Annotated in this window: 13 protein-coding genes; 10 read left to right on the plus strand and 3 right to left on the minus strand. The window is 40.7% G+C overall.

Annotated features, from left to right (window positions below):
• Positions 1-143: 143 nt before the first annotated feature.
• The 9 genes from NVS78_RS08650 (at position 144) to NVS78_RS08690 (ending at position 15,963) form a co-directional block, all read left to right on the plus strand.
• On the plus strand, positions 144-731 hold the full coding sequence (locus tag NVS78_RS08650; protein ID WP_286358836.1) for an RNA polymerase sigma factor: 588 nt from the start codon (positions 144-146) through the stop codon (positions 729-731).
• Positions 732-857: 126 nt separating this feature from the next.
• Positions 858-2,036, plus strand: a complete 1,179-nt coding sequence (locus tag NVS78_RS08655; protein ID WP_286358837.1) for a FecR family protein — start codon at positions 858-860, stop codon at positions 2,034-2,036.
• Positions 2,037-2,151: 115 nt separating this feature from the next.
• Positions 2,152-5,697: a SusC/RagA family TonB-linked outer membrane protein gene (locus NVS78_RS08660; RefSeq protein WP_286358838.1), complete on the plus strand. Its 3,546-nt coding sequence runs from the start codon at positions 2,152-2,154 to the stop codon at positions 5,695-5,697.
• A gap of 18 nt (positions 5,698-5,715) precedes the next feature.
• Positions 5,716-7,203 (plus strand): RagB/SusD family nutrient uptake outer membrane protein, encoded by a 1,488-nt coding sequence (locus NVS78_RS08665; RefSeq protein ID WP_286358839.1) that lies wholly within the window; start codon positions 5,716-5,718, stop codon positions 7,201-7,203.
• 20 nt (positions 7,204-7,223) lie between these two features.
• Positions 7,224-8,375, plus strand: a complete 1,152-nt coding sequence (locus tag NVS78_RS08670; RefSeq protein ID WP_286358840.1) for a hypothetical protein — start codon at positions 7,224-7,226, stop codon at positions 8,373-8,375.
• A 157-nt stretch (positions 8,376-8,532) separates the two neighbouring features.
• A complete protein-coding gene (locus NVS78_RS08675) occupies positions 8,533-9,465 on the plus strand; it encodes an ABC transporter ATP-binding protein (protein ID WP_286358841.1) in 933 nt (310 codons plus the stop codon).
• A 15-nt stretch (positions 9,466-9,480) separates the two neighbouring features.
• Positions 9,481-11,784 (plus strand): Gldg family protein, encoded by a 2,304-nt coding sequence (locus NVS78_RS08680; RefSeq protein ID WP_286358842.1) that lies wholly within the window; start codon positions 9,481-9,483, stop codon positions 11,782-11,784.
• Between the two features lie 208 nt (positions 11,785-11,992).
• On the plus strand, positions 11,993-13,177 hold the full coding sequence (locus tag NVS78_RS08685; RefSeq protein ID WP_286358843.1) for a TlpA disulfide reductase family protein: 1,185 nt from the start codon (positions 11,993-11,995) through the stop codon (positions 13,175-13,177).
• A 482-nt stretch (positions 13,178-13,659) separates the two neighbouring features.
• Positions 13,660-15,963 carry an ABC transporter permease gene (locus tag NVS78_RS08690; RefSeq protein WP_286358844.1) on the plus strand — a complete coding sequence of 768 codons (2,304 nt, stop codon included), beginning with the start codon at positions 13,660-13,662 and terminating at the stop codon, positions 15,961-15,963.
• A gap of 87 nt (positions 15,964-16,050) precedes the next feature.
• Here NVS78_RS08690 and NVS78_RS08695 read toward each other — a convergent pair whose 3' ends face one another.
• The 3 genes from NVS78_RS08695 to NVS78_RS08705 all read right to left on the minus strand — a co-directional run bounded on the left by NVS78_RS08695 (position 16,051) and on the right by NVS78_RS08705 (position 19,725).
• Positions 16,051-17,226 carry a porin gene (locus NVS78_RS08695; RefSeq protein ID WP_286358845.1) on the minus strand — a complete coding sequence of 392 codons (1,176 nt, stop codon included), beginning with the start codon at positions 17,224-17,226 and terminating at the stop codon, positions 16,051-16,053.
• A gap of 88 nt (positions 17,227-17,314) precedes the next feature.
• Positions 17,315-18,376, minus strand: a complete 1,062-nt coding sequence (ansB, locus tag NVS78_RS08700; protein ID WP_286358846.1) for an L-asparaginase 2 — start codon at positions 18,374-18,376, stop codon at positions 17,315-17,317.
• Between the two features lie 38 nt (positions 18,377-18,414).
• Complete coding sequence (locus NVS78_RS08705; protein WP_286358847.1) at positions 18,415-19,725, minus strand: anaerobic C4-dicarboxylate transporter family protein; 1,311 nt, start codon at positions 19,723-19,725, stop codon at positions 18,415-18,417.
• 212 nt (positions 19,726-19,937) lie between these two features.
• Here NVS78_RS08705 and NVS78_RS08710 point away from each other — a divergent pair, with 212 nt between their 5' ends.
• Positions 19,938-21,140 (plus strand): ATP-grasp domain-containing protein, encoded by a 1,203-nt coding sequence (locus tag NVS78_RS08710; RefSeq protein WP_286358848.1) that lies wholly within the window; start codon positions 19,938-19,940, stop codon positions 21,138-21,140.
• The last annotated feature ends 154 nt before the right edge of the window (positions 21,141-21,294 follow it).

A 21,294-nucleotide genomic window follows, 5' to 3' on the forward strand; every position in this document is an offset into this window, starting at 1 on the left:
TTAAATTTGTGTTAAAAATATAGATTTATTTTCCTTTATTTGTAGTTTAAGTATATTTATATATAACAAATCATAGAGATAAGGGTCTCGTTCATGTATGTTGATGTTATAGGTAAATTGTTATGATATAAGTATGTTATGATATGAATAACTATCGAATGGAGGAAGCAGATAAGATTTTGGAACTTTTAAAACAAGGGAATAAATGCGGTTTAGAGTTACTTTTCCGTCGTTTTTATAAGCCTTTGACTTGTTATGCCGTAAAATTTGTGGCGCAACAGGAGGAGGCAGAGGATATCGTACAAGATGTATTTATTCAGTTTTGGGAAAATGACCGTTTTAATTCGATAAAAAATTATTTACGTTCTTATTTATATCAGTCGGTTCGTAATCGATGTTTGAATGTATTGGAATCTAAAGAAGAAATTTTGCTAAAACCGATAGATATCGTTTCAGAATGGCCTGGTTCGGAATTGTTTGACGAATTGGATTATGACCGTTATATGAATTCTATTTACGAAGAGATTGATAAGTTACCGGATCGGACACGGGAAATTTTTAAAGCGGTGGTTTTGGATGGAAAACGTTATAAGGAAGTTGCCGAGGAGTTTCATATTTCTATCAACACGGTAAAGACTGTTTTAACCCGCTCGCTTACTACGTTGCGTACGATATTGGACGAGAAAACTTTTTCCATTTTGTCGTTGTTTGTCAAGATTGCACGTGAATGAAAATTTATTTGACGTGTTTGTTATCAGGTACTTGCAATATTTGTTGAAAAAAATGTCTTTTTAGCAAAAATCTTGTCACCCATTTTTGATTTTTTCCTGTCGTAGGGACAAAATTGAATTTGGAATATGATGCATGAAATACCGGAAGATATTATAGAATTGATTTTTAAATCTTATCACGAAAAACTATTAGTTCATGATTTGAGGCGTTTAGAAGAGTGGGGATGGAATCATCCGGAATGGCATGAGGTTATTGAAAGGTTAAAACGCTACGTGGAGGCGGGAAACAGGGAACGAATTTATCGCTCTCTCGACCGAGATTCGGCTTGGATTCGCGTCGATGCAAAGACAGGGCCTTTACCCGGATGGAAACGACGTCAGATTATATTTTCCCGTTATAAATATATTGCATCTGTGGTCGTCATTCTTTTGTTTTTGGGTGGAGTATTTTTTTCTCCTCGGTTTTCGAAGGTATCTTCAGGAATTGCAACTGTTTCTATTCAACCGGGAACACGGAAAGCTGTTTGGGAATTGCCCGGAAGAAAATTTGTTGAATTAAGAGAGCGAGAGGAAAGAGATATTATTGATAAAAAAGGTTGCGTGTTGGGAAAAGATTCCGCTAATATCTTAGTCATACAACATAGAGAAGAGGTAGAAAATCAGCCGAGTATGATTCGTGTTCCTTCGGGAGGAGAGTATCGGGTGGTGTTGAGCGATGGGACTCAAATATGGCTTAATGCATCAAGTGTTCTGAAATTTCCTCTTACTTTTCAGGGAAAAGAGAGGATTGTTGAATTGGAGGGAGAAGCTTATTTTGAAGTTGCTAAAGATTCACTTCGTCATTTTGTGGTCCGAACAAGAAATGCTACGGTACGGGTCTTAGGGACTTCGTTTAACATTTGTGATTATCGGGAGGATGGTTTTGAGCAGACGACATTGGTGAGCGGTGCCGTAGAGATAAACCGTCAGGGAGTCGTGTATCGTTTATTACCGGGAGAGCAGCTTGAGGTGAACCCGTCGAAGAAGATTACTGCTGTAAAAAGTGTCGACACGAGATTATATACATCCTGGAAGGATGGAGAATTTCGTTTTGTAGATATGCCTTTGGAAGAACTCGTAATGAGGTTACACCGTTGGTATAACGTGAGTTTCTTTTTCACAAATGCGGATTGTAAAAAATACCGATTTACGGGAGTTATCCGTAAGGATGACAATTTTGATGAATTCATCAATTTAGTTGAGCGCACTACAAGTATAAAGTTTAGTGTGCATTCCGGTAATGTTGTCGTGATTTCTCAAAGATAAAGAAAAATAAAAAAGAGTCTATCTAAAGTACTCTTTAGGCAGACTCCAAGTGTTAGTTTCCGTCATGCTTCTTTTCGAGGGAGAGCATGAGAGTAGTAACCTTAATTACAAACTTATGAAAAAAAAACGAATACGCGGGTATTTGAAAGAAAAGATATCCGGTAGAAAATTTGGGCGTGTTATGCGATTGATTTTTTTGTTGACCGTCGGTATTTGTTTTCAGTTGTCTGCAACCACGATGGCCCAGACCGTAAAAATAAAGGGTAAGGTGCTGACATTGAAAGCTGTTTTTGAACAGGTCGAGGTTCAAACAGGTAAGTTTACCTTATTCAGCAATAACGAGCTGGATATGCGTCAAACCGTGAAATTACAACCTCGGTCCTATACGTTGGAAGAACTGTACGGATTGATTCTGAAAAATACGAATTTGAAGTTCGAGATAGAAAAAAAGTGTATTGTGATTCGCCCGGAACGAATTGTTGTAAAGGATGAAAAAAAATCGATCACGATCAAAGGGTGGGTTCGGGACGAAAAAAAGATTCCCATACCGGGTGTGAATGTAACAGTAAAAGGGTTAACTGTCGGTACGGCTACTAGAAAAAATGGAATGTATATATTGACTTTACCGAAAATGGAAAATATTGTTTTAATTTTTTCTTTTATCGGGATGGAGAGTCGGGAGGTGAAGTATGTGGGGCAGGACTCTATTAACGTGATTTTGAAGGAGGCTAAGGAGAGTATTGACGAAGTAGTCGTGACCGGGTACCAAATACTTAAAGAGAAAGGGCTGGCCGGCTCCTATTCCAAAGTAAAGGCAGAAGATTTGTCTTATACGGGAATAGAGACTTTGGAACAGATGTTACAGGGATGGCTTCCGGGAGTGATGGTCATGAATTCAAGTGGGTTAACCGGGACAAGGCAGAAAGTGAGGGTGAGGGGAACTTCTACGATATTGGGTAATGCCGATCCGGTTTGGGTGGTCGACGGGATTATTCAGGAAGATAACGTACCTTTTGAAATGAAAGAGTTTTCTACCATAGGGGCCGAGAATATAGATATGATGAAGGAATTTATCGGGGGTGCTGTATCCTGGTTAAACCCAAATGATATTGAGGATATTACCGTATTGAAAGATGCCTCGGCAACGGCTATTTATGGGGTAAAAGCTGCTAATGGGGTAATTGTAATCACGACGAAAAAAGGGCAACAGGGACGACTATCGTTGAGTTACTCGGGAAATTTTTCAACCAGCGTGAGGATGGATTATCGTAAGATGGAACTTATGAATTCGAGAGAACGGGTAGAACTTTCCCGGGAAGCTTATTTACGCGGGGCTCGGGTTCAGGACGAGAGTGTCGGATATACTGGATTAGTATTGGCCTATCAAAGAGGAGAGATTGACGGAGACGAGTTTACCAGAAGGGCGAAGGAGTTGGAGACGGTAAACACGGATTGGTTCGATATACTTTATCAGACCCCATTTAGTCAAAATCATACAATTAGTTTTTCGGGAGGAGGAGAGACCTCTACTTATCGATTTTCCGTGGGGTATACCGACCAACAGAATACGGCAAAGGGAAATGGTTTAACCTCTTATTCCGCTAACTTGAACGTGACCTCTGTTTTTTGGAAACAGTTGACAATTTCGGCTTCATTGTCGGGTAGCTATACGAAAACAAAAGCCTTTGCCGATGGAGTAGATCCTTTTGGTTATGCTCAGAAAACGAGTCGGGTTATCTCTTGTTATGAACCTAACGGCGAACTGTTTTATTATAAACAAGACGGGTATAATTATAATATATTGAATGAATTGGCAAATTCCGGTAACGAGAATATCAAACAGGATTTGAACTTAAACGTGAATGCTCGTTGGGTAATGACTGATTTTTTGACTTTGGCCCTGACCTTGGGAGGAGGAACCAGTATTTCCAGTGCACAAATGTGGTTCACGGAGCGTTCTCGCTATATTGCGGTTTGTCGGGGGTATGAATTCGGGGAATATTCGGTATTGGATGAACAATTTAAAAAGTCTCTATTACCTTTTGGGGGGAGATTGTCAGAGTCTGAATCCAGGAATTTCAATTATACGGCGAGAGCTCAGTTGGAGTACGTGAAAGTAATGGGGGTTCATGCTGTGAATATAATGGGGGGAGTGGAAATTCGAAGTAATCAATACAACGGTTTTTCGCAAACTAACTGGGGATATCAGCCAGATCGGGGGAAATATTTTGCAGACGTACCCATTGAAACACCGAGCGGAGTAATCAATGACCGTTATGCCCGGACTAAACCGAGTATTATCGATCAAATATCCAATTATTTCTCTTACTATTTTGCCGGGGGGTATATGTATGATAATCGTTATTCGATTAACATGTCGGTTCGGGCGGATGCTTCCAATCGGTTTGGGCAGGATACTAAAAATCGTTTTCAACCGGTATGGTCGGCAGGGGTCCGTTGGAACGTGACGGATGAGCATTGGTTGAAAAATCAAAATCTTTTAAGCGAGTTGGCTTTAACGGCTTCTTTCGGTTATCAAGGAAATGTCGTGGAAGGGGTGAGTCCGGATTTAATTGCCCGCATGGAACCGGTTAATAAGACAACAGGAGAATATACCATGAAAATTTCAAAGCGTCCTACTCCTGATTTAAAATGGGAAAAAACGGTGACGACTAATTTCGGTGTACAATTCTCTTTTTTTAAAAACAGGATAAACGGGGTTTTCAATGCTTATTTTAAAAAGACGACTGATTTGATTACCGAACGGGAGGTTCCTTTGGAAAACGGTGTAAATAAAATGTATATTAACAGTGGGAACATGACCAATAAAGGGTGGGATATTAGTTTAAATGTCATGCCGATACGGACTAAAAATTTTATGTGGCGGATCGGAACCAGTTTTTCACATAACGATAATAAGATCGAATCACAATTGGGAACCACTCAGTTATGGACAGATGCAGTTGATGGAAAATACCAGAAAGCGGGATATCCCGTGGGAAGTTTTTGGGCTTTCCGTTTCACCGGTTTAGACCCTAAAAATGGTGGTCCTACTTTTGATTGGTCCAATGCCAATTCCCATATTGCAGCCGATGACGTGACGGAATATATGGTTTACATGGGAACCATCGAACCGCGGTCGACAATCGGGTTGAATATGGTGCTTCGTTGGAAGCGCTTTTCTATTCCTTTTAATATTTATTTGAGCAGGGGAAATAAGACTTTTCTTAAATCACCCTATAGAACAGCTTACAGTATGCCCAGCGAGTTTCAAAATGCTTCGACGGAGTTACTGAAACGTTGGCGCCAACCTGGAGACGAGAAACATACGAATATTCCTTCCATTCCGGTGAGAGAAAATTGTGAAGATCTGTATCCTTTCAACAATGAAACGCAAAAGATTGGTCCATACGAAGCTTGGGCTTATTCGGATATACGAGTCGTAAACACGTGGTTTGTGCGTTTTAACAACTTTGCCTTCTCCTATAATCTACCGGAAAAATGGATTTCTCATTTTGCTCAAAGTGTATTGCTCTCTTTCACTGCATCGAATCCATTGCAGATCAAAAGTAAGGATTTTAGAGGTCGGGATCCTGAAGTTGCATTGGGAAGTCAACCGAGACCACAAAATTTTTCTTTCACGATTAACGTGAGTTTTTAACACTAAAACCCAAAAACGATGAAAAAAAGACTATATCTATTGCTATTTGTGATGGGATCTGTCGGGTGTAACGATTTTCTTGAGGAAGCAAGCCAAGACGAGATTCGTCCCTCTACCGTAAATGATTTGGAACAGATTCTGTTAGGAGAGGCCTATTTAGATGATTATAACATTTATAATTTGACGGATGTATTTACCGATAATGTAGAATGCTATGGGGTATCGACAGAAAATCAAAAGGTTAATTTTGAAGAAAAAGCATGGCTTTACCGTTGGGACGATCGAATGTTTTCGACTTCCGGGAGAGGAAATGATCCCTCTTTTTGGCAAGGCCCCTATTATGGTATCGGGGTTTGTAATATTGTGCTGGATCATCTGGATCGGATGTATGGTGACGCCCGGTTGCGGGAGAGTATTCGGGGAGAAGCTCTGGTTTTGCGGGCCTGTTACTATTTTCACTTGGTGAATTTTTTCGGTTTTCCGTATAATTACGGTGATCCAAAGGAAAATTTGGGGGTCCCTTTAAAATTGAATTCGGCTGTTCGGGATGAGAAGTTTGTTAGGAATAGTGTGGCCGAGGTATACGATCAAATCGAAAAAGATCTTTTGGAAGGGAATCGTTTATTGAAAGCGAATGATTTCCAACGAGACTATTTTAGAGTGGGACATTTGGCTGCTAAGGCTTTGCTATCCAGAGTATATTTGTATATGGAAAATTGGGATAAAGCTTTGACTTACGCGGATTCTGTGTTACAGGTTAAGCCAGATCTGTTGGATTTGAATCGGTTTGGTGTCCCGGATATATATACGAATACCTTCGTGACGGTTTACGGTCCGACCTCTTCCGATGAGATTATTTGGGCACGGGAGTATCGTAAAACTAATGTCGTCAGTGTAGGGGAAAGCTGGAACAAATATCCGTTTTCTTTGTCACAAGATTTTTTGGAGGTATTGGGCAGTTCTGCGGAGGAGTGTATGGACGGAACCATTCGGGATTTAAGAGGCGGATATTTTGTTTCTTGGGGAGATGATATAGATAATCCATTGATTCCTCGTTATCAACATGCGATGGTAAAAGACATGTGGTGGGGAAAATACCAGGGAATTCGTACGGCGGAGATGTATCTGAACCGGGCAGAAGCTTATGCGCGGAAGTATAAAAAAGAGGGAACGGCCCGTTATATGGAACTTGCTTTGGAAGATGTAAATACCCTGCGTCGACATCGCTTGAATAATGCGTACGATTTTAAACCGATACGTCTTACCGATGCCGATTTGTTGATAGAATTTGTGTTGAATGAACGTCGGAGGGAGTTGAGTGGGGAGATGAATCACCGTTGGTTTGATTTGAGACGATGCGGGATGCCGACACTTACCCATGTTTTTTTTATGTATTCCTCAGATGAAAAGATCGAGTATAAATTGACCACGAGGGGGTATCTTTTACCGATACCGGAAGAGGCGATCCGGTTGAATCCGAAATTGGAACAAAATGTTAGGCAGTAATGATTGAAAAATGTAGTGCTATGAAATACAGTTTATTTTATATTTTATTGGGTATAGGGGTATGGATGGGATGCGAAGATTCTGAAACACTCGTCCCGAGTACCGAGAAGGAGCCGATCTATCTGCTTCCTCAGGGTAATCATGATTACGATTCCAAAATTGTGGGGTGGTATAATCGGTGTGGTTTTTATATCCTTTATAAATTCGAACCTCGAGATCTTTATTTTAACATGGGGAGGGAGTGGTTAGAGGTAACAACAGACACTCTTTTTAGAAAAGTATTTTATAAGGTGGACGAGGAAGCTTTTGTAGAAGGAGAACAGGTGATTATTTCCACGGAAATTTTTTACGGAGAGTATCTATTGGGCGAGCATACAACGGCAGCCGGATTTAAATACAAGGCGACATTGGAAGGAGACTACGTTATTATAGAGGAAGATTACGAGAAACACAAAGGTAAGAACGGCTTTTTTCGGGTAGACCCACCAGATGAAGTTTACGTGGGAAAACAATTAGAATGGATAGAGGGTATGTTTTTAAACTATTATCAGGATTCGTTGCTGAAAAAGAATCTACCTCTAAAGTTAATTTTAGGGAAGAATTTGAATGTATATAGCATTGAAAATCAAATAGAACGTTTAGATGTTGCCTCTTTTACAGCAGCTTATAATGCTTTTATTATTAGTCATGGAGACGCTTCTATCGAACGTATGACATCCGATGATAAATTGAAATTGAAAGAGGAGTTACACAAATGGTTTTTGGTAGAGAAATTATATTCTATGATTTATGTTGCGATGAAAGAGAGTGAGTTTTTCTCTTTTACGGATTATCAACAGTTAGCTGGTGTTTGGCAAGCTCCGTATGATCAACTTTACAGTATGGGGTGTGTGGGATATAAACACAATAATTACCCTTTGGTTTGGCCTAATTCGTTGGAGAAAATAAAAAACAACGATTTGAAGTCTTTTATCTGCATGGTGATAGATCATTCTTACAAGATGTTAACGACAAAACCGGAGGATGGAAATTTTAATATGAACGATTGTACGGGAATTTTGGATCCGTTGAAGGATACAGAGGAACAAATCCGTAAGAAGTATGATATTTTGATTCAAGAGTTAAAAAAACTGGGAATCGATTTACAGGGGATCGGAAATATGTATCGTTAGTATATCAAAAATCGGGTGTGCTACGTGTTGCATATGATTTGAGTTTAATCAGAGGATGGATGGAACCGACGAGGGCGTGCGTGGTCGGATGTCGGTTCTTTCATCCTCGTACAACGAGACATACCGGAATAAATAATTTAATAACAGGATGTATTGTATGGAAAATCCAATTGTAAAAGTAGAACATTTGTATCATCGCTATGCGGCACAATGGGCCATAGAAGATGTTTGTTTTGAAATCAATAGTGCAGGCGTTGTCGGGCTTCTCGGCTCGAATGGGGCCGGTAAATCCACGACCATGAATATCATGTGCGGCGTGTTGAAACAGACGTGTGGAGAGGTTTATATCGAGGGAATAAATTCATTGAAGGATCCGGTTGAAGCCCGTAAAAAAATAGGCTTTCTTCCGCAGAAGCCTCCTCTCTATCCGGATTTAACAGTGGACGAATATCTTCGTTTTTGTGCGGAGATTCGTTTCGTCGAATCGAAGAAGATAAAAAGAGTCGTTGAAAAAGCAGAAGAGTATTGCGGGATAACACATTTTAAAAGTCGCCTGTTACGGAACTTGTCGGGAGGCTACCAACAACGGGTTGGGATAGCTCAAGCCATCCTGCATGATCCGAAGTTTGTGGTGTTGGATGAACCGACAAACGGTTTGGATCCCAATCAGATATTGGAAGTACGCCATTTGATTCGTGATATTGCAGAGGAACGCACAGTGATGTTGTCGACACACATTCTTTCCGAAGTTCAGGCAGTATGTAATACCATTATTATGATCGAGAACGGGAGGGTTGTGTTTGCTGGGGGGGTGGAAGAGTTTGATAATTATATCGAACCGAATTCTCTGTTTGCTCGTTTTGATTTTCCTCCGTTACCCGAGGAGTTATTTGTCGTTCGGGGAATCAAACGCATAGAGGCGATTGGTGAACACGGCGTTCGAATATGGTACGACGGTGAACGAGAGACGATTAAATCTATCGTTCGAAAGAGTGTAGAGAGAGGATGGGGATTAACTGAAATTCGTGAAGAGAAACATTCCATGGAAGAAATCTTTATAAGATTATCCGGCAAGAAGGTAAATGAATAATATAAATGTAGTGTTATGAAAATAATATATAAAATAGCCCGTTTAGAGTTAGCCAACCTGTTTTATTCTCCCGTGGCTTGGTTACTGCTGGTTTGTTTGGTATTTATGTCAAGTTCGATTTTTATGGGATATTTGGAAAGAATGGCACAGTACCAGGATATAGAACCACAGCAATTTTACGGTATTTCGGAAAGTATATTTTATGAGTTAGGAGGAGGGTTATGGCGAAGCGTAAAGATTATGCTTTATTTTGCTATGCCATTGTTAACGATGGGATTGATTAGTCAAGAGTTTAACAGAGGATCCATTAAATTACTTTTTTCTGCACCAATATCCAGTTACCATATTGTATTGGGGAAGTACTTGGGGATTATGTTGTACGGGTTGCTCGTGGTATTTATTTTGTTCGTTTACGTGATTATTGCCTGGTGTTGTGTGGGATCTTTCGAATGGCAAGCTGTGTTGACAGGATTGTTCGGTTTATATTTGTTATTCGGACTTTATGCGGCTATCGGTCTATTCATGTCGACTTTAACTATTTACCCTATTGTGTCCGCTATCGGAATGTTGCTTATGCTTGCTTGTTTGCAGATAGTTTCAAGTATAGGACAGGGGTATGCTTTTATTCGAGAAATCACTTATTGGCTGGCCATCGGTAAACGTGCCGATCATTTTATTGATGGGATCATATCGAGTGAGGATTTAATCTATTTTGTTATTTTGAGCATAATGTTTCTCTGTTTTGCCATCCTTAAAATGCAATTGAGAAGAGAACGTTGCTCTTTTTCGGGTAAATTGGGGCGTTATCTGGTGATTTTTCTTGTAACGATGTTGTTGGGATATCTCTCTTCACGACCTGTAATGAAGAAGTATTACGATGCTACTTGTGATAAAATCAATACTCTTTCTCCGGCGAGCCAGGAAATTGTTTCTCGACTGAACGGCGGTTTGAAGATTACGACGTATGTGAATTTAATGAGTATGAATTATCGTATAACTCATAAACACATTAAAAGAGACATGGCTCGTTATGAACGATATCTGCGGTTTAAGCCGGAGACGGAGTTGAACTATATTTTTTATTATCACGTGGATACGACGAGTCGAATGTTTCAATATTATTTTTCCGGTAAAACATTGAACGAGGCGTTGAAAAACGAGGTGAAATTGAATGATACCCGTTTAAGTCGTTATCTTACACCCGCGCAGATTGATGCCCGAATTGATCTTTCCGAAGAGAGATATCGTTTCGTGAGTCTGATTGAACGGGAGAGTGGAGAGAAGACTTTTTTACGTTCGTATAACGACTCCAGAAAACTCCCTTCGGAGATGGAAATTACTGCTGCTTTAAAGCGGGTTGCGATGAAATTGCCTCGAGTCGGTTTTGTCTCGGATCACGGTGCACGTTCTATTTCAGGCGATAAAAATCGGGATTATTCTTATATGATGGCAGAAAAGAGTTATCGTTTGGCTTTGATCAATCAAGGATTTGATGTCGAAGAGGTGCGTTTAGAACGGGGCGTACAAGGAGTGGATTCTTTGGATATTTTAGTGGTAGCGGAACCTTTAGAAGCCTTTACCGAAAAAGAGTTAACTATGTTGACAGATTATATCGATAGTGGGAAAAATCTGATTCTTGCCGGAAAGCCTAAAAATAATATCTATTTACAACCTTTGATGGAGCGGTTGGGATTACGTTATGAAGCAGGGATGTTGGTGCAAAAACCTTTGTATGAGCAACCTGCTAATCTGATCTTGTGTAAAATCGCACCGGAAGCATACGAATTCTCTCGGTATTATAGTCGAATGCATTACGATTTTTATACGATGCCCGGAGCCTCGGCTATTAATGTTGTTGAAGATAAGGGATTTGCGGTGACTCCGTTGCTGGTTACTACCGATACGAACGGCTGGAACGAGTTGCAGACTGTCGATTTTATTAATGATTTACCCTCCCTGGATACGGTGAGTGGAGAACAAGCGGGAACAAAAGTTACGATGCTTGCTTTGAACCGGAAGTGTAACGGACGAGAACAACGAATTGTCGTAATGGGGGATGCCGATTGTATCAGTATGGGAGAGCTTGAAGCAAGGAGAAGAGGGATTAACGCTACTAATAACACGTTGATTGAATCTACCTTCGATTGGTTGTCTTACGGTGAGTTGCCTGTTAATATCAGCCGTCCACGGAAGATCGATAGTCAACTATACCTTCCTTTGTTTGTAGCTGAAGTTTTGACAGTCGTGTTGAAATGGATATTTCCGCTTTTTATCCTGTTGTTGGGAATTTTGATACTGGTACGGAGGAAAGGAAAATAATGCGATTGGTGATTTTGTGATTAAGGAGATTCAACGATTGTTGAGGTTAAATTTATATCACTGAATGGTAGGTCTATGAGGTCTAAAATCAATCTTAGATTTATGATTGAGCTTGTTATCTTTAAATTTATAATTAACAAATCGGAATCGTAAATCTATTTAATCACCTAATCACTGAATTTTTTATTTTACAATTAAATAAACTGTTATGCGACTTTTTGTAAGCTTGATGTTTTTGGTTTTGCTTTCCTGTAGTGGGAAGAAAGAGTACCGTATTGCCGGAGTTTTTAGTGGATATTGGCGTGTCGAAGTGTTGTTAATCTCCGAGGAGAACGGTCAACGGGACACTTTGGCTGTAACGGAAGATATAAATGGTCGTTTTGTATTAAACGGCCAGGTGAAGGGAGAGCGCAAGATTTATATCGAAATTGTGTCCGGTCGGAACAAATTGCTCGGACGGGTCGACTTTTTGTTGAAAGGCGGTGATTTTATGGTATATGTTACTCCCGACAAGCAACAGAATATCGTTCTAGAAGAACGTGAAGCCCGGAAGTTAGCTACCCGATTTTATGATAATGAAAAACGATTGATCGGTGAAAAGGAGCGGTTGATCAATGAATATGTGGCTGTTGACGAGGCGGGAAAAGACTCGTTGGGACGAGTATTTACACGAATGATCGAAGCCTATGAAAAACAAGAGACAGCTTTATTTGAGTCCGATAGGGATGCATTTGTTACTACTGTTATGTTGTTCAGGAGTATTTTCAATTATGTAAGTGGCGTTCGGAAGTTCGATTACAGTTTGGGAGATCGGGTGCAAGCTGTCGATTACGAGTTGCGGGAGTGGGAGTTGATAAAAGAACGCTATGCTTCTTTGGGAAATGAAAAGAGAGAAGAGCTCCACAAAAAGAGAGTGGGAGAGTATATGGCCAATATCGAAAAAAAGATGAAAAGAACACGGAAAGCATTAGAAATGTCGGAAGGGGCTATTGCTCCTGATTTTATCTCCGTATCACCGGAAGGGAACGCTTTTTCGTTGTACGGTGTAAAAGAAAAATTGAAATTGGTTCATTTTTGGTCTTCTTACTGCGGCCCGTGTCGGGTTGAAAATCGTCATTTGGTAGATCTGTACAAGTCCTTTCACCAAAAAGGATTCGAGATTATAAGTATCTCTTGTGATACGAAAAAAGAGAATTGGCTGAAAGCCATTGCAGAAGATAAGTTGCCGTGGAAACATCACGGTAGCGATCGAAATGAAAAAGGTTCTATTGCTGATTCATACGGGTTCTCAGCGCTCCCGAGTACTTTGTTGGTCGATGAAAATAATAGGATTATCGGAAGAAATTTGAGTGTTAAAAGGTTGGAAGAGCAATTGAAAGAACGATTAAAATAAAAAACGAATGACACGGTCCAATAAATGGTGTAAATGGAAAACGACAAGATTATTCCTGTCGTTTTTCTTTTACACAAAATTTGGAAACTTCCGAACTAATTCTTAGCTACTACATTTTCAAAATTTCACAAATTCTATATTTAATGAGAGTTTTCTTTGTATTCTATCCCCCGGGGGAGTTCCTCCTATCGAAAGTGATGGCAGGTTGAACCCAATTGGTCGTGGCCGATGCTGTCAAATGGGTAAAGCTAAAATAATGATGAAAACTTAATACCATGAAGTGAATCTTTAGATCATACTTTTATCTTTGTCCTTTCGAAATCGAGATTTTGGGAGAAAAGAGTAATGACAAAAAATTATACACGTACTGTATGATTTTTTGATAGGACAAGAGAGTCGTTTTAGTATATTTTGCTGTAAATGAGTGTGCTGTTTTTATGGCATAGGGGTTGATACCTCTCTCTTGACTAAAAATAAACAGCATGAATTTATCGAATTTGAAAATATTTCTAAGGAACCTGAGGAGAAATAAACTTTATTCTGCTATAACCCTTTCGGGTTTTGCCTTTTCCATGGCTTTTGTTATCTTGTTGAGCGTATATATTCATCAGGAATTGTCGGTAGATGATTTCCATAGTAAGAAAGATAGGATTTACAGGGCGATTGCCGATTACGGTTCTTATTTCGGCACTTTGGTGGGAGGAGAGTTAGCTTCAAAATATCCGGAAATCGAATCGTATACCCGTATCTTTCAGCAAAATGTCATTGTTACCGACGAACAGGGGCAGAAGTCGGACATAAATATTCTTATGGCGGATTCCTCTTTTTTTAATATTTTCTCTTTTCGTTTGTTGGAGGGAGATCCGGATGAAGTATTGTGCACGGCTCAAAGTATTGTTTTAACCCGCTCTTATGCAAGAAAGCTGTTCGGGAACAGATCGGCTCTCGGACAGGAGGTGGAACTCAATGAGCAGCACCGGTTGAAGGTAACCGGGATCATGGAAGATTTGCCGAAAAATACTCATTTTAACGCTTGTGATGCCGTGGTTAACTTTGAGTATCTTGCTCGGATGTGGGGGAGTCCGGAACTATTGAAAAACAATGATAACAACTCTTTCGGACTCTATTTTTTGACTAAACCGGGTGCCGATTTGATCTCGAAGATTCCCCGGATATTGGCTGATTTCAAGGAGAGTTATTGGATTTATAAATCGGGTAGGGCGAAAATTTTCGATTTGCAGCCTTTACAAAATATTTATTTCAGCGAATACGACGGAGTCGCTACGCACGGAAACAGTAAAGTATTGGTCAGTATATTGACGGCAATCGTAATTATTATTTTTCTTTTGGCATTGGTCAATTACAATAATCTGTCGGTGGCCCGTACCGGATTTCGAGCGAAGGAGGCTGCCGTGAAAAAATTGTTGGGGTCTGGTAATGCCAATCTTTACAAACAGTTTATCGGAGAGTCCGTTTGGCTTTGCATGCTTGCTTTTGTCATAGCGGCGATATTGGCTGTAAGTATGAAGCCATTGTTCAATACCTTGTTGGAGACGGAAATATCTATCAAAGACCATTTCTCTTTCTTTCATTTTGTCGGTATTTTGGGATTTGTTGTTTTGACGGGTATTGTTGCCGGAATCATGCCTGCCTGGATGATCACCCGTTTTAATTCCGTGGAGGTGGTTAAAGGGATGTTTCACCGGAAGAACAAGAGTGTTTACGGTAAGGTATTGATCTGTTTTCAATTTGTCGTAACCATTGTTTTGATTATCGGCTCTTTGGTCATTCGGGGACAAACGGATTATCTGCGAAATTATTATTTGGGTTTTAACAAAGAGAACGTTATTTGGTTGACGAACAGGATTTATGGTCAGGATGCCGGATTCAGAAGCGAATTATCTCAATTGCCGGAAGTAAAAAGTTATACTTTCTCTTCGGGAGCTCCCGGTTTTTGGGGGGATAACAACACGTTCGAATCCGAAGGTAAGTGGATCGGTTTTACCGTTTATTGTACGGACACGGCCTTTTTTTCTGTTTTCAATATACCGGTGACTCCTACCGGAGTAACGGGTCCGGGGGTTTATCTGAATCGTACGGCCGTAAAAAACCTGGAACTGGAAGGTGAACCTACTTCATACAAACGGAACGGGCGGATTATTCCCATCTTGGGGATTATGGATGATTTTCATTTTGCCGGTTTTAAAGAGGAGATGGGACCGTTAGAGGTGTCGTTTAGTAATGATTTCAGCAGATCTCTAATATTGGTGAGAGTTACCGGAGATCCGATAAAGGCATATGAACAGGTAAAAAGAGTGTACGCGAAATTCATCGAAGGACGTCCTTATGATTCCGGTTTCTTGGACGATAGAATTAATTTGTGGTACCAAGAGGGCGAACGTACCGCTTCTCTGGTAAGTATTTTTTGTTTGTTAGCCGTTATGTTGAGCATGATGGGCATATTGGCTATGTCCACCTATTTTATTCAGCAACGATTGCGGGAGATCGGCTTACGCCGGGTAAACGGAGCTTCGATCCGGGAAGTACTGGGGATGTTGATATCCGGTTTTCTCCGGTGGATTCTGTTTGCTTTCGTGATTGCTTGTCCGATCGGCTGGTGGGCCACGGACTACTGGTTATCCGGGTATGTATACCGGATCGGGATTAGTTGGTGGATATTTATTGTCGCCGGTGTTTTTGCTTGTATCGTGGCCTTATTGATGGTGGGTTGGCAGAGTTACAAAGCGGCTACTCTTAATCCGGTCCATTCGCTGAAAAGCGAATAATCCGAATAGATGATTAAGGGATTGGGTGATTGGAGGGGGGATAAACGAATTAAAAAATCCGGCAGATTTAGACTGCCGGATTTTTTATTAGAACATCGGTAACTGGTAAATGAATCCGACGGATACCCGTTGAGTATCGTAATTATTGTAACCTGCTGCGCGGTGTGTGAAATTATAAGAACGTCCGGTAAAGTTAGCGAAGAAATGCAGATTGCTTTCCATCGGATAGTATTCCACACCTGCCAAATAACCGTAAGAAGTACGATATTTACCTTTCTCAATTCCGTCCGTAGCTTTGAATATGGAGGCCGTTTCGTACATTCCTTTGATGAATACGTTCCATTTCGGGGCCACGCGGTAGTTGAATTTGACTACCATCGACATGTATTTGGCATTGAACGCCACGTGGTTGTCCAGATTGTTTCTACCGCCTAAAATGTCGGTCATGATTCCTTTACGATCCAAATCTTCGTCGGAATACATAAAGTCGAAATACATATTGAAATCACCCAAGGTTAATTCATTACCCAAAGCGTAGTAATACATCTGTTTTTTTTCAGCTTCACTCATGATGGAGGCAGACCAACGGGTTTTAAAAGCTCCGTCGAAGAAATTACCGTTCCAGTTTAAAGTATACACGAGCGGTGCCCGGCCGTTACCGATACCTACTTCGTTGATATCACCGTAGGTCTCTTCTACTGAACCGTTCCGGCTATCCAAGATCTGAAACTGGATTTGGTGGTTTTCGCTGGCCTGGAAGGCGATATTCAATCCGGTCATGAAGTTACTCATGTATTCGATCATATCGCAATACTCGTAGATTTCAATCGGATTGAGGTCAAATTCGATACCTCCGTATACGGTACATTGCTTACCGGCAAAGAAAGAGAACTGATCGTTCAGTCTTACTCCGATTCCGGCAATGTCGATAGAGGTCGGCATATTATCGATATTCGTGCTTCCGTTACCGCTTCCCCGGTTCAGACGTTGTCTCCAGCGATAAGATAACCACGGGGTAACATTACCTTTGGCCTCGATACGCAATTGGTTCATTTTGAAAGCAGCCTGTTGAAGTCCGTTTACACCCTCGTAGTTAAAATTGGCGTTGAATGTTCCTTGCATGTTCAAATAAAGGTGGAACCAGTCTACTTTCTTTTCGATTTTGGAAACCCTTTCGAATAGCGTTTTCTCGTTGGATGTACTTTGGGCAAAAAGTCCTTGTACGCAACCCATTACCAATACTAATAATACTATTTTTTTCATAAGATAGCGTTTTCTTTTGGTTTATACCCCGGCGACCTTCTTTTTACGGCTTGTGTGCCAGGGTGTTTATCTTTATAAAAGAATCAGATTAATATTCGTTGAAATATTCTTGGATCGTCTTCCAGTCGTTGGTTTTTGTTAAGGCGAGCATCAATAAAATTCTTGATTTCTGAGGATTCAATTCCTGAGAAGCAATGAATTGGTATTGATTATCATCTACTTCGGCATCTAAGGTTGTGGGACCTGTCGGGACTCTGGTTGAGCGAACGACAAGTATACCTTTTTTACGTGCGTTAATCAATTCCGGGAATACATTCTTATGGATGTTGCCATTTCCTAAGCCGGCATGAATAATTCCTTTATATCCGCTATTCGTCATCATTTTTACGACATCGCCTTCCATATTTGAATAACTATAAACGATACCCACTTTCGGAAGAGAATTTAAGTTGGTTACATCAAAAATAGATTGCGTGGTGTGTTTTTTCAACGGACTTTGGTTATAGAAAACTTTTCCATTGTAGATGTATCCGAGGGGACCAGCATTAGGGGCCTGGAATGTTTGTACGTCAATGGTATTCATTTTCAGTACACTTTGAGCACCCAAAATGATGCCGTTCATGGCTACCAATACGCCTTTGCCCATGGATTCTTTGGCTCCGGCCACAACAACGGCATTGTAAAGGTTCAACGGTCCGTCAGCACTTAATGCCGTGGAAGGACGCATGGCTCCGACCAATACTACCGGTTTATTGCTTTTTACGGTTAAATTCAAGAAAAAGGCGGTCTCTTCCATCGTATCGGTCCCGTGAGTGATCACAATACCGTCGATATCTTTCCTGGCTAACAAGGTGTTGATGGTTTTGGCTAATTTTAACCACACGTCGTCTGTCATATCCTGTGAACCGATCTTTACGATTTGTTCACCGGTAACATTGGCAATTTTCTGAATTTCAGGAACGGCAGAAAGCAGGGTGCCAATGGCAACTTGACCGGCCGTGTAATTCGTTCCCGTACTGGAAGATCCTGTACCCGCGATCGTACCTCCCGTGGCAAGAATGTGGATGTTCGGTAATTTTTGTGCAAATACGGTTGCAACCGAGAATAGCGCTAAGGCTATCACCAAACTGATTCTTTTTAACATTTTCATGATTTCTCGATTTTAGTTAAACGATTAAGCTATATTTATTAAAAAATTTGGACAAATAACAGACCGAGTCCCACGGCGACAACCGTGGCGATAAGACCGGGCATCATAAATGAATGGTTTAATATGTATTTTCCGATATGAGTTGTTCCTGTTCTGTCGAAGTTAATAGCTGCAACGACGGTCGGATAGTTAGGTATGAAGAAATAGCCGTTTACAGCCGGGAACATGGCGATTAACATATAAGGAGATATGCCTAAGGCGATTCCTAAGGGCATAAAAGCTCTTACCGTTGCGGCCTGGCTATAAAGCAAAATAGACATGGCGAAAAGGGCGATTCCGAATAACCAGGGCATTTGGGTAACGATTCCTTCAATGGAGCTTTTTAGTTCTGTCATATTTCCTTGCAGGAAAGTATCACCCATCCACGCGATACCGAAAATAGCGACAACGGCCTGCATGCCGGCGGAGAACACGGAACCCTGTGCGGCTTTTAAACCGTTGGTTTTCGTTAACATGAGTATTAAAGCTGCTGCTGTCAACATTAGGATTTCAATGATTGAAGGCATATCGAGAATGACGGTTTCCCCGTCGATAAAATAGGAGGGACGGAAACTGTCGAAAGAGCCAAAGAGTACGATAAATACCGTAGCTATAATAAAGACGAATACGGATATGCTGGCGTTTCTTTTATTTTTTACATCCTGGGTTTGGTATTTTTTATTGGAAAATTCTCCGTCGGCCAATCGTTTTTGGTATTCCGGATCATCCACCAACTCTTTTCCTACCCGCATGGAATAGATCGCTCCTGCCAATACCCCGATCAAGGTTGCGGGAATCGTGACTTTCAGTATATCGAACAGAGAAATATCATATCCTGCCAATAATCCTAATAGTGCAACCGTCGCCGCGGAGATGGGGCTGGCCGTGATAGCCTGTTGGGAGGCTATGACTGCGATTCCCAAAGGACGTTCGGGGCGGATTTTGGTTTCCGTGGCGACCTCTGCGATTACCGGCAGTACGGAATAAGCCACGTGACCTGTTCCGGCGATGAACGTAAAAATGTAAGTTACCAAGGGACTTAAAATGGTTACGTGGGCCGGATTTTTACGGAGTAATCTTTCGGCTACTTTTACCATAAGATCCAATCCTCCGGCAGCTTGCATACAGGCAGCCGCGGATATTACGGCCACAATCATCAACATTACATCGATGGGAGGAGCCGTCGGTTGTAAGCCGAAAACGAAAGTAAGAATTCCAAGTCCGATGCCACCCATGACGCCGAGCCCGATACCTCCAAGGCGGGCTCCGACAATGATAGCTGTTAGAACGAATGCTAATTGTAAAATCATCTCATTTAAATTTTCTGTCATTAACCGATTATCGACACATAAGCGTGTATACTTATATTCTTAAAAAAGGTTTCGTTAATTATGTTATAGAATGATTAATATATATAACGTTATATAATTTTTTTTTGTTTAACCGCTTTTTGTCGATAATTTTGTATGTATATTACAAAAAATATACCACGATGGTGTGTTGTTGTTCACAAAATTTTAACATGATGCAAAATCTTTACTTTTTTAATTCGGATAACGAGATGGCAATTGCCAATGGACGAATTAGTTACACTCCTCCCGTGAAGATTATGAAGATGATGAACGATTTGGCATTTTTGCCGGCCTTTTTGGCAGATAAAGGAGATTTCGTGCTGTTAAACAGTCCTTTAGCGGATTGTTTTAAGAAAGAGTGCGAGGTTTTTCCTGGTCTGGTCGAATCTGGAATTACCTGGGAAGAAGCAGGTCGGATTTTTTTCGATGAATTGCGTCCTTGGGGATGGAGTCCCAGAGTGCATTATTTATTAAAAAAGTTGAAATCTCATTGTAAAAAAGGGTTTACGGAGAGCGTCATGGGGGAATGGGGTCCGGGACGGGAGGAGTGGTATAGTCGCCGGAAAGTGATCGATTATTTTCACATTTTACGCTCTTATATGGATTTTTCGGATGAGCTTGTCCCGGTGGTATGTTATTCGATAGAAGAGGTTAAAAGATTATCGGAAAAGGGGAGTATCGTTGTAAAATCGCCTTGGTCTTCTTCGGGAAGGGGAGTGTTTATGCTTGAGAAAGGAAAACTGACCTCCAAGACGATCGAATGGTTGAATGGAATATTCCATAGGCAGAAATATGTAATGGTAGAAAAAATGTGGGATAAGGTACGGGATTTTGCCATGGAGTTTGAGATTGACGACAACGGGACTTCCTCTTTTTTGGGATTGTCTGATTTTTACGTGGGAGGGGAAGGTGGATACAAGGGGAATTACGTGGGAAAACAGGAAAAAATCGAAGAGAAAATTACGCGTTATGTCGGAAAAAAAGATTTTCTGATTTTGCGGGATACCGTAAATCTGGTTATAGAAAGGTTATACGGTAAAAATTATATCGGTTGCCTCGGGGTCGATATGATGATTTATCGGGACGAACGGGGTGAATATAGGATTCATCCTTGCGTGGAAATCAATTTGAGATACACGATGGGGATTGTGGCTCTCTCTCTTTCCAGGCATTATGTGGCAGAAGGGAGTGAAGGGGTATTTCGAGTGCAATGTTTTTCTCACCAAGGTGAGGCTTATCGCTATTATATAGAAACGAAAAAGAATTTTCCCTTGATGGTTGAAGAAGGAAAAATCGTATCGGGTTGCCTCTGTTTGACACCGGTTCTTGAAGATACGATTTTTATGGCCAATCTGCTGGTCAATGGAAGATGAAATGTGATATAATATGTTTATTATCAGATGTTTTGACGGTATTGTTTCCCCGCGAAAATATCTTGTATTCTGCTCGTTTTATTAGACAAAAATGTTTATATTTGCATGTTTGAGAAAGAGGATGGTATTGCTTACAGGAATAAAAATAAAATAT

The organism is Gabonibacter chumensis (genome assembly GCF_024741215.1).
Classification (GTDB): Bacteria; Bacteroidota; Bacteroidia; order Bacteroidales; family Marinifilaceae; genus Gabonibacter; species Gabonibacter massiliensis.

Excerpts from the sequence above, each read along its gene's own strand:
- NVS78_RS08650 (WP_286358836.1), top strand. The coding sequence starts at position 144 with ATGAATAACTATCGAATGGAGGAAGCAGATAAGATTTTGGAACTTTTA.
- NVS78_RS08655 (WP_286358837.1), top strand. The coding sequence starts at position 858 with ATGATGCATGAAATACCGGAAGATATTATAGAATTGATTTTTAAATCT.
- NVS78_RS08660 (WP_286358838.1), top strand. The coding sequence starts at position 2,152 with ATGAAAAAAAAACGAATACGCGGGTATTTGAAAGAAAAGATATCCGGT.
- NVS78_RS08665 (WP_286358839.1), top strand. The coding sequence starts at position 5,716 with ATGAAAAAAAGACTATATCTATTGCTATTTGTGATGGGATCTGTCGGG.
- NVS78_RS08670 (WP_286358840.1), top strand. The coding sequence starts at position 7,224 with ATGAAATACAGTTTATTTTATATTTTATTGGGTATAGGGGTATGGATG.
- NVS78_RS08675 (WP_286358841.1), top strand. The coding sequence starts at position 8,533 with ATGGAAAATCCAATTGTAAAAGTAGAACATTTGTATCATCGCTATGCG.
- NVS78_RS08680 (WP_286358842.1), top strand. The coding sequence starts at position 9,481 with ATGAAAATAATATATAAAATAGCCCGTTTAGAGTTAGCCAACCTGTTT.
- NVS78_RS08685 (WP_286358843.1), top strand. The coding sequence starts at position 11,993 with ATGCGACTTTTTGTAAGCTTGATGTTTTTGGTTTTGCTTTCCTGTAGT.
- NVS78_RS08690 (WP_286358844.1), top strand. The coding sequence starts at position 13,660 with ATGAATTTATCGAATTTGAAAATATTTCTAAGGAACCTGAGGAGAAAT.
- NVS78_RS08695 (WP_286358845.1), bottom strand. The coding sequence starts at position 17,226 with ATGAAAAAAATAGTATTATTAGTATTGGTAATGGGTTGCGTACAAGGA.
- ansB (WP_286358846.1), bottom strand. The coding sequence starts at position 18,376 with ATGAAAATGTTAAAAAGAATCAGTTTGGTGATAGCCTTAGCGCTATTC.
- NVS78_RS08705 (WP_286358847.1), bottom strand. The coding sequence starts at position 19,725 with ATGATTTTACAATTAGCATTCGTTCTAACAGCTATCATTGTCGGAGCC.
- NVS78_RS08710 (WP_286358848.1), top strand. The coding sequence starts at position 19,938 with ATGATGCAAAATCTTTACTTTTTTAATTCGGATAACGAGATGGCAATT.